This window comes from Anaerobranca gottschalkii DSM 13577 (assembly GCF_900111575.1).
Lineage (GTDB): Bacteria > Bacillota > Proteinivoracia > Proteinivoracales > Proteinivoracaceae > Anaerobranca > Anaerobranca gottschalkii.
Genome location: NZ_FOIF01000064.1, coordinates 1 through 9,245 on the forward strand (window position 1 = coordinate 1; position 9,245 = coordinate 9,245).

A 9,245-nucleotide genomic window follows, 5' to 3' on the forward strand; every position below is an offset into this window, starting at 1 on the left:
AAATAATTCTTTACTTAATTTTTCTACCCACTGTTCTGTTGCTTTCCGACCACAAGATGTACAGAAGTGACTCTTACAGGTAAAGCCTACATATCTGACTTCATTACAAGTCGGACAACAAAATTTACTATATCCCTCACTCATATCTTTACAAGTTAGCATCTTTTTTACTTCTGACAAGACTGTTGGCCTAATTGGGTATTTTTCTTTAAACTCTCCCCATTTATCTTCAAATATTTGTTTTATTATTCCCGTAGCCATAAACAACTCACCCCACTACATAATAACATTTATCCACATACCTAGCAATCTATACTTTCCTAAGCAATAAGCAATAAAAATCCCTTAATGCCTATTAAGGGATTCTTGGGTTTCTAATCTATTATTTAAAAACCTCCGTCACTTGTGGTACGGTTCTCCTCGATTAATTCTAAAACATCGATATATTTGCTCTAATAAAATTAACCGCATCAGTTGATGGGGAAAGGTCATTTTAGAAAATGATAACAAGAAATTCCCTTTCTGTAATACTTTATTACTTAATCCATTAGACCCTCCAATAATAAAGGTGATATGACTATTTCCCCCTATAGCTAAGTTATTCATTTTTTCCGCTAATTCTTCTGATGATAACATCTTTCCATTCAATGCTAAAGGGATGATATAAGAACCATCCCTAATTTTAGATATTATTTTTTCTCCTTCTTTTTCTTTAATATACTCTTCTTCTGCAAGGGATGCATTATCAGGAATCCGTTCATCAGGAACTTCTATAATGTTTAATTTACAGTAACTGGATAGTCTTTTCTGAAATTCTTCAATCCCCAAGTTTAAATATTTTTCCTTAATTTTCCCCACTGCTATTATATCTATTTGCATCTTTACACCACCAAATACCTAGGAGGTTTATTGCAAAAGGCACAACGGCTAGGCTGAGTCCAATCTGTAAAGCTTACTTTATCCAGTTCGTATAAATCAGGGGGTTGCTCATATACTTCTACAAATTCCTCAATGGCATCATCAAGGTGATCTCTACACACTACATACATAAAATCAGCTCCAGTTAAATTTCTTTAATTATAGTATCTATATTATTCTCCAAAGAAATGCAAATCCCTGCAAAATCTAAATTTTAATAACCATATTCCGCTAAAATTACTGTTAATGTTAAAGTTTCTTCTCCTCTAATAACCTTTATTTCTACTTTATCCCCTATTTTTTTATTAGCCATTACCATTCTAAAATCCCGTAAAGAAGTTATTTTTTTGCCATCTGCATGGGTTATTATATCATTATTCCTTAATCCTCCTGCTTGAGCAGGACTATTAGGAGCAACCTCAACTATATATAATCCGTGATCTGTTGCAAGGTTATACTGTCTAGCTATAATAGGGCTTATTTCATTAATCATTATCCCTATCATTGGTCTCCTTACTTCTCCATACCTTACTATTTCATTAACAACATTTCTCACTATATTACTAGGTATAGCAAAACCTAAACCTTCTGCATTGGATATCTTTACACTGTTAATTCCTATAACTTGACCTATAGCATTGACTAAAGGGCCTCCACTATTACCAGGATTTATAGCTGCATCGGTTTGAATCAAAGAAAATACCCATTCATAAACTTCTAAAGATCTATCAGTAGCACTTATTACCCCTACTGCTACCGATTGTTGTAGTTCTAAACCTGTAGGATTACCAATAGCAATAGCCACTTCTCCTACAACTAATCTATCAGAATCCCCAAATTCCGCTGAAGGCAATCCTGATCTGTTAACCTTCAATACTGCTAGATCCGTTCCTGGGTCAGACCCTATAACTTCAGCTTCTAATTCTTCACCATTATCAAGGGTTACTATAATAACTTCTCCCCGTTCTATAACATGGTAATTTGTAACTATGTATCCTGATGGATCAATTATTACACCACTACCTACTCCCCGTTTTACTAATTGAGTAGTTCCCCTAAATATATCCCTTTGATTTACGTAATTACTAATACCTACAACGGCAGGGCTAACCCTTTGCACTGCTTCCACAACTGGTGTCCTTTGATAATCCTTAATTTCCCACTTAAAATCTCTGTTTGAATCCTGAGGAGGTGGTATTAAATCCCCTTCCCTAGGTGGTAGAGTTTGTTGTGGTGAAAAAAATGCTAATGCTATTATACCCCCTAAAAATGAAGATAACAGTGCTACTATAATAATAATTAACAAGCTAGGTCTTTTAGGTTTATAGTAGTATTCAAAATAATCCATTTCTTTTCCTCCCTCTCTTAATATTATTAACCTAAACATTAATTATAGCTTAATGAAGTTAGAAACTTCTTTTCTCGGTAGAATATCTAAATTCACATCAATACCCACTGCAATTTGGGCCTTTGCTAAAATACTTTCCACAGTTACTTTAGCTAGTTGAGGAAAATTATTCTGTTCACTTAAATGGGCTAATAAGACTTTCCGGGTTTTTCCCTTTAACAATTGAACTAATATTTTCCCAGCTGTAGTATTTGATAAATGGCCAAAGTCTCCAAGAATCCTTTTTTTCAGATACCAAGGGTAAGGTCCTGTTTCCACCATTTTTTCATCATGATTGGATTCTAATAAAAGGGTATTTGAATTGTAAATAGCTGCCATTATTTTATCATCAACTCTACCAGTATCTGTAAGAACTCCTAACTTGTGACCCTTACTGGTAAAAGTAAAACCTACCGGTTCTACGGCATCATGATATGTTTTAAAACTTTCAATCTCTAAACTTCCTATTGAAAATTTTTCTCCTACTCCAAAATGATTTAATAGATTGTTATCGATTTTCCCCAATGATTCTTTACATGCTAAATAAGTCTTTTCTGTAATGTAGATTGGTAGTTTATATCTTCTAGATAAAATTCCCACACCACTAATATGATCTTTATGTTCATGGGTAACTAATATACCTTTTAAATTCTTTGGTTCAACGCCGAATTTTTCTAGTCCCAATTGAATTCTTTTACCACTTAATCCTGCGTCAATAAGTATTTCTGTTTCTCCATTTGAATAATAAACACAATTTCCACTGCTTCCACTGGCTATTGAAAAAAGATTCATTTTGACATTTTCCTCTCCACAATTAATTATATTATATATCCCAAATATGTACAAAATTAAATATAAAGATTTTACTTATTAGCTAAAAAATTTACACTTTGTTTAAAGCTAAAAGCCTTCAGCAGCCGTAGCTGGTGAAGGCTAAAACCCTATTCTTCAATAAACTGTATATCTACACCTAAACCCTTAAACTTTTTATCTATATTGGCATAACCCCGTTTAATATGCTCTACATTAGAAATTTTAGTAACACCTTCTGCCATTAAACCTGCTATAACTAAAGTAGAGCCAGCCCTTAAATCTGTAGCCTTAACTTCTGCTCCTTCAAGGGTTTCTACTCCTTCAATTATTGCACTTCTTCCTTCAACCTTTATATTTGCCCCCATTCTCTTCAATTCATCGACATGTTGAAAGCGATTCTCAAAAATATTTTCAGTCACAATACTTATCCCTTTACATGTGGTTAAAAAAGCGGTCATAGGCTGCTGTAAATCAGTGGGATATCCTGGGTATGGGAATGTTTTAACATCGATAGCCTTAGGCTCAATTCCAGTTGCCTTAACCCAAATAAAATCGTCTCCTTCTTCTATTTTTATTCCAGCTTCCCTTAATTTTGCCGTTACAGGTTCTAAGTGTTTAGGGATGACATCACAAACCTTAACATCACCTTTAGTGGCAGCTGCAGCTACCATAAAAGTTCCAGCCTCTATCCTATCAGGAATTACTGTATGAACACAGCCAGTTAATTCTTCCTTCCCTTGTATCCTTATAACATCAGTTCCAGCACCCCTGACAGTAACCCCTATTGAACTTAAAAAGTTCGCCACATCAACAACTTCTGGTTCCTTTGCCGCATTTTCTATTATAGTTAAGTTTTCACAACGGGCTGCCGCTAGCATGGTATTAATTGTAGCACCCACAGAAACTATATCCATATAGACAGAACCACCACATAAGCGGTCAACCTTTAGCTCTACTTCTCCACCAACTAGCTTCACCTTTGCTCCCATAGCTTCGAAACCTTTTAAATGTTGATCTATAGGCCTTGGACCGATTTGACAACCACCGGGCAATGCCACTTTAGAACGTTTAAATCTTGCTAAAAAAGCACCCATTAAATAATATGATGCCCGTAATTTCTTTACTAAATCATGGGGAGCATGATAGGTGTTAACTGTAGTAGGATCAATAGTAACAGTAGTTTCATCATGCCATGTTATTTTTGCTCCTAATTGTTCTAAAATGTTAGTTAAAATTTTAACATCACTAATTGCTGGTAAGTTTTCAATTTTACAAGGTCCTCCCGCAACAATAGTGGCAGGTAATATAGCAACAGCGGCATTTTTAGCTCCACTGATATTAACTTGTCCTCTTAAAACTTGTTTCCCTTTTACTAATAATTTTTCCAAGGTCTTTTCCTCCTACTATAATCTCATATAATTTCATATTTAATTTTATTCAACAAAAAATAATAAATTCCTGCTATTATAATTTCTTTTGTATAAGATTGTAAATTTAACTTACAGTATTAAAATAGTATCCAAAGCCCCTTTTTGTCAATATATATTCAGGTTTGCTAGGATTATTCTCGATTTTCTCCCTTAATCGATGAATAGTGACGTCTACGGTTCTGGTATCTCCATCACTGGCAAATCCCCAAACTTCCTTTAATAACTGTCCTCTAGTAAAGACTTTCCCTTTATTTTGAAGAAGAAAAAATAATAATTCAAATTCTCGCTGACTTAAGTCAATTTTCTTTTCTTTTTTTCTAACTTGTTGTAAATTAGGATAAATTTCTAGTTCCTCTTTATTTTTACTTTTATTATTTAGATAGTGATATCTTCTCAAATGGGCTTTTACCCTTGCTACTAATTCTTTATTACTAAAGGGTTTGATGATATAATCATCAGCTCCAACTTCAAAGGCTTTAACTTTATCTTCTTCTTCACTACTATCAGCGATCATTATAACAGGACAGTCTAATAAATTCCTTATTTCCTCGCAGATTTTAAAGTTTTCAAAGGTAACTTCCAAATTTAAAAGTACTAAATCGGGATTGTTATTAACAAAGTTTGTATAATTTCGAGATAAACACTGATGCAAAATAAATCCTTCTTTTTCTAAAAATTCCTTTGTTAAATTTATATCACCTATATTATCTATAATAAGGAGTTTCGAGTCTTTTGTTTTAATTGACATTGTCATTTCCCCTTAAAAGAACTTACTCCAATTTGTCTCAATCCAATTTATATAGTTTCTTTCAAAATCTATTAAAGATAGACCAAAAAGATTTTTGATGGCATTTTCAAAGGTATTCCCTTTTGCTAATTGGTGAAGTATTTTTAAATGAACTTCATCACCATAAACCTCTTCTAAGAATATACCAATTGTTAATGCTTGTCTATAGGCCAATGCTTGATTGTCTAGATTATAAAAATTTTTAGATAGATCACTGAATGAATAAAGTTTTTCTGGATTTTGGTTGTTTTCATCAATCCATTGTATATTTAGATATTTTAATTCTTCTAATTGAGCTAAGGCTTCTGTATACCAATCCGGATAATTTCCCTTTGTTATAAAATCCACAAAAAAATGGGTCATCTCATGGTGTAATGGCCCGTAATTTTTATATACACTTTTTATATCTTCGATAATATTAACAGGATACCAGTCCCTTGGAGATACTAACTTTATTGTGGCATTTTGATAAACTCCGGAAGCCTTATTGCTTTCATCCCAACCTAATGAATTTAATAGCTGTTCATAAGAAGGGTAGATAACTACTAATGGTCTTCTATTAGGTTTAAAATTATATTTTTTTTGTAAAACAACATAACTTTCTTCCGCTAAATCTAAAATAAATTGGGAAAATACAGCATCATCTTCAGTAAAAGCTACATCTACATTTTCCCCTATTAACCATTGATAGTCCCGATAAGCAACATTTCTATTATATGAAGCCAGAGTATTTCTTACAACAGAAATACCTAATTGCTCTACATTACTCCAATTAAAAAATAATAAATTAAAGATAACTAACCCCAATATTAACATTGTAACAGTTATACCTTTTCTTGTGTTTAAATTTAACATTTCCCTTCCCCCTTCCTTTTAGTTTACATAACACAAAGTATTATATCATACTTTTTCTTCTATGCCAACATGGGCAAAGATAAAAAGACACTGGATAACTTTAATTTATCCAGCGTCTTCTTACCTTTTACTTATGGTGCAAAGAAATTCATTGGGTTGAGGGCAGTTCCATTTCTTCTTATTTCAAAATGGAGATGAACACCTGTTGCTGAACCAGTTCTACCCATCCTTCCTATAATCTGCCCTTGATTTACCCTATCTCCTACTTTAACTGACATACTTTGAAGATGTGCGTAATAAGTCGTATAGCCATTGCCATGGTCAATGATTACTAAATTCCCATAGCCTCCTCTATATTCACTGGTTACAACTCTTCCTCCAGCTGCAGCATAGATAGGGGTTCCAGCACTGTGGGCTATATCCACCCCTGTATGAAAATCAGGTCTACCTGTAATAGGGTGAACCCTGTTACCAAAGTGGGATGTTATTACACCTACCCCATATTGTACCGGCCACCTAAAAATCCCTGTACCTCGACCTGGTAAAGTGGCAGTACCCCTTTCTGCTATTCTCGTTACAGGTTCAACCACTACTTTATTACTTACTTCTACCCGATTAACTTCAACACCGTTTATAAGGGTAATTTCATATTTTACTTCCCTTTGACCTGGCTTTCCTTGGGTATGAACCCTGGTTTGCCAAGTAAACAAATTAGGGGTGTTTCGCCATTGGGTTGTATAGGGGATAGACTCAAACTTTGATTCTTCTTTAACAACTTTGACATTTAATAAAGGTTCTGCAGTTGTCAGTTTAAGTTCTTGCCCTTCGTAAATTATATGAGAATTTAACCCATTGGCAGCTTTTAATTCCTCAACGGTCATATTAGCCCTTCTTGCAATGGCTGATAAACTATCTCCTCTAGATACTTGATATGTTTCATATCTAGGTGTACCCCTTAATAAGAGATTTTTTGCCAATTCGTAGTCCATTATTTCATCAGGTCGTACTGCAACAGCTTTAAACTTAACATCATTGAGAATTTCCACATCTTTAACTGTATCACCCTTTGCGTTGGTAATATAGTACTGCAGTATTTCCTCAATAATTTTATTTGCAACTTCTTCACTTTCTACAACAACTGTTGGTTTACCTTCAACAATTATTAGAGTTCCTGCCGATTCATAAGATACCAATTGTGCAATTTTATATTGCAGATTAGGTAAATGTTCCTGTGGTTTGAGTTGAAATACCCTTTCAGTAGTTATTTCTTGAACTATAACAACATCATATCCTGTTCTTAATGTTTCTTGATTTGTTAAGTGGTCAATTATTCTTTCTAAATCATCGAGATTTTTTACAATCCCCACTTCTTGCCCATCCACAGCTACAGTATATACATAGCCCGGTTGATATTGAGAGTATCCAATATATCCTATTGTTAAAAATACTGCTGTGATTATCAGGCTTACGACTCCAAGTTGCCATTGTGTTAAATTTTTTAGAGTCGTAAATTGGGGGATTTTTAAATCAGCCACACTTTCACCCCTTTCTATTAAAGTCTATCATTAACTATTCTACACAATTTCCTAAAATCCTTTTTATTTGAACCAATTTACATTATTTTTAAGGAAATTTGTTTAACCAAACGATAAAATAAAGGGAAAATTGGTAGAATAGCTATAACTGAGAGTATGTTAAACAAGGTTTGACCATTGGCGATTTGTCTTTCTATTAACTTTGAAGGGGTTAAGAAAATTACTAAATTAACGTAGTGATGAAATATAATAGAAATAATGATAATCCCTAAGAAATTAAATAGTATCTGGCCTACTACAATTGTTTTAGCTTTTTTAGAGAAAGAAAAACTTGCTAAAACTCCAGTTATACAAGTACCTAAATTAGCCCCTAAAATAAGTCCTAACGCTCCTGTTATTTCTAGTACCCCGACTCTACCTAGATTAATTGCTAAAGCAGTTAAAGCACTACTGCTTTGGATCAACGCTGTAAAACCAAATCCTATAAAGATAGCCACCGAAACCTTATCATTTGCTAATAATAATAACTGGTTTATCATGGTACCACTATTGGAGGTTAAAGCTTTAACTGGTATACTCATGTGATATAGTGATAAAATTAGCAAAGAAAACCAAAAAATAGTTTTTCTTATGTTTTTAAATTTTGGTAATACCATTGAAACCAATAAAATAAATGGTAAAAGGAAGAAAATAATTTTTTGAGGTATACTTAAAAGTTGTCCAGTGACGGTAGTTCCTATTTCAGTACCTAACACTGCTGCCAAGCCACTTTTTTCAGAAATTACACTTCCTTCTACTAAACCAATAATCATTAATACAACTATACTACTACTTTGGGTAATGGCAGATAGTAAGGCACCTGCTAAAACCATAAGTAGTATATTTTGAGATTTTAATAATATCTTCCTGTTATTCTCTGTGATTAAATGGGAGCAGGATTTGGCAAACTCCTTTATGATTATTAAAAATATACCTAAAGCAATTACAAAGTGAATACTATGTAAAATTTGCATAAACTAACTCCTTAAAAAAATATGTTTTATAAATAATATTATTTCGGAGTTTATAATATGACAAAAAAACACCTATAACAGGTGTTTTCTAATTTTCTTATGGTGCCTCAGGGCAGAATCGAACTGCCGACACGAGGATTTTCAGTCCTCTGCTCTACCGACTGAGCTACCGAGGCAAAATGGCGGAGCTGACGGGATTCGAACCCGCGATCTCCTGCGTGACAGGCAGGCATGTTAGGCCTCTACACCACAGCTCCTTATTTGGTGACCCCTAGGGGATTCGAACCCCTGTTACCGCCGTGAAAGGGCGGTGTCTTAACCACTTGACCAAGGGGCCTAAATGGTGAGCCATCCGCGACTCGAACGCGGGACACCCTGATTAAAAGTCAGGTGCTCTACCGACTGAGCTAATGGCTCATAACTGACACTTGTATATAATACTATGATATACACAAAGTGTCAATAGTTTTTTTGTTTTTTTATTTCTTATAACAAAGAAATTAACTC

Annotated in this window: 10 protein-coding genes and 4 tRNA genes; all 14 read right to left on the reverse strand. The window is 33.9% G+C overall.

Annotated elements, in window-relative coordinates; translation table 11 throughout:
- On the reverse strand, positions 1-261 hold a 261-nt coding region (locus BMX60_RS10540; RefSeq protein ID WP_177159786.1), incomplete at its 3' end, for a transposase zinc-binding domain-containing protein.
- Between the two features lie 138 nt (positions 262-399).
- Positions 400-879 (reverse strand): 23S rRNA (pseudouridine(1915)-N(3))-methyltransferase RlmH, encoded by a 480-nt coding sequence (gene rlmH, locus BMX60_RS10545; RefSeq protein ID WP_091351419.1) that lies wholly within the window; start codon positions 877-879, stop codon positions 400-402.
- Positions 880-881: 2 nt separating this feature from the next.
- Entirely contained in the window at positions 882-1,049 is a 168-nt protein-coding gene (locus BMX60_RS10550) for a CxxH/CxxC protein (protein WP_091351420.1), read from the reverse strand.
- A gap of 83 nt (positions 1,050-1,132) precedes the next feature.
- Positions 1,133-2,266, reverse strand: a complete 1,134-nt coding sequence (locus tag BMX60_RS10555; RefSeq protein ID WP_177159787.1) for a S1C family serine protease — start codon at positions 2,264-2,266, stop codon at positions 1,133-1,135.
- A gap of 42 nt (positions 2,267-2,308) precedes the next feature.
- Entirely contained in the window at positions 2,309-3,097 is a 789-nt protein-coding gene (locus BMX60_RS10560) for an MBL fold metallo-hydrolase (protein ID WP_091351422.1), read from the reverse strand.
- A 149-nt stretch (positions 3,098-3,246) separates the two neighbouring features.
- Positions 3,247-4,506, reverse strand: a complete 1,260-nt coding sequence (locus BMX60_RS10565; RefSeq protein WP_091351423.1) for a UDP-N-acetylglucosamine 1-carboxyvinyltransferase — start codon at positions 4,504-4,506, stop codon at positions 3,247-3,249.
- Positions 4,507-4,612: 106 nt separating this feature from the next.
- Positions 4,613-5,296, reverse strand: coding sequence for a response regulator transcription factor (locus BMX60_RS10570; RefSeq protein ID WP_177159788.1), 684 nt, complete (start codon positions 5,294-5,296; stop codon positions 4,613-4,615).
- A 12-nt stretch (positions 5,297-5,308) separates the two neighbouring features.
- Positions 5,309-6,190: a peptidase MA family metallohydrolase gene (locus BMX60_RS10575; RefSeq protein ID WP_091351425.1), complete on the reverse strand. Its 882-nt coding sequence runs from the start codon at positions 6,188-6,190 to the stop codon at positions 5,309-5,311.
- Between the two features lie 131 nt (positions 6,191-6,321).
- Entirely contained in the window at positions 6,322-7,725 is a 1,404-nt protein-coding gene (locus BMX60_RS10580; protein WP_091351426.1) for a peptidoglycan DD-metalloendopeptidase family protein, read from the reverse strand.
- A 77-nt stretch (positions 7,726-7,802) separates the two neighbouring features.
- The gene (locus BMX60_RS10585; RefSeq protein WP_091351427.1) at positions 7,803-8,738 is read right to left on the reverse strand and encodes a Na/Pi symporter; all 936 of its coding nucleotides are present in this window, start codon (positions 8,736-8,738) and stop codon (positions 7,803-7,805) included.
- Between the two features lie 100 nt (positions 8,739-8,838).
- Positions 8,839-8,914: transfer RNA gene (locus tag BMX60_RS10590), tRNA-Phe, on the reverse strand.
- 4 nt (positions 8,915-8,918) lie between these two features.
- Positions 8,919-8,995: transfer RNA gene (locus BMX60_RS10595), tRNA-Asp, on the reverse strand.
- Positions 8,996-9,000: 5 nt separating this feature from the next.
- Positions 9,001-9,075: transfer RNA gene (locus BMX60_RS10600), tRNA-Glu, on the reverse strand.
- 4 nt (positions 9,076-9,079) lie between these two features.
- Positions 9,080-9,155 (reverse strand) — tRNA-Lys (locus BMX60_RS10605).
- Between the last annotated feature and the right edge of the window lie 90 nt (positions 9,156-9,245).

What these genes read in the sequence shown, in the direction of transcription:
- rlmH (WP_091351419.1), bottom strand. Translation starts at nt 879, where the DNA reads ATGCAAATAGATATAATAGCAGTGGGGAAAATTAAGGAAAAATATTTA.
- BMX60_RS10550 (WP_091351420.1), bottom strand. Translation starts at nt 1,049, where the DNA reads ATGTATGTAGTGTGTAGAGATCACCTTGATGATGCCATTGAGGAATTT.
- BMX60_RS10555 (WP_177159787.1), bottom strand. Translation starts at nt 2,266, where the DNA reads ATGGATTATTTTGAATACTACTATAAACCTAAAAGACCTAGCTTGTTA.
- BMX60_RS10560 (WP_091351422.1), bottom strand. Translation starts at nt 3,097, where the DNA reads ATGAATCTTTTTTCAATAGCCAGTGGAAGCAGTGGAAATTGTGTTTAT.
- BMX60_RS10570 (WP_177159788.1), bottom strand. Translation starts at nt 5,296, where the DNA reads ATGTCAATTAAAACAAAAGACTCGAAACTCCTTATTATAGATAATATA.
- BMX60_RS10575 (WP_091351425.1), bottom strand. Translation starts at nt 6,190, where the DNA reads ATGTTAAATTTAAACACAAGAAAAGGTATAACTGTTACAATGTTAATA.
- BMX60_RS10585 (WP_091351427.1), bottom strand. Translation starts at nt 8,738, where the DNA reads ATGCAAATTTTACATAGTATTCACTTTGTAATTGCTTTAGGTATATTT.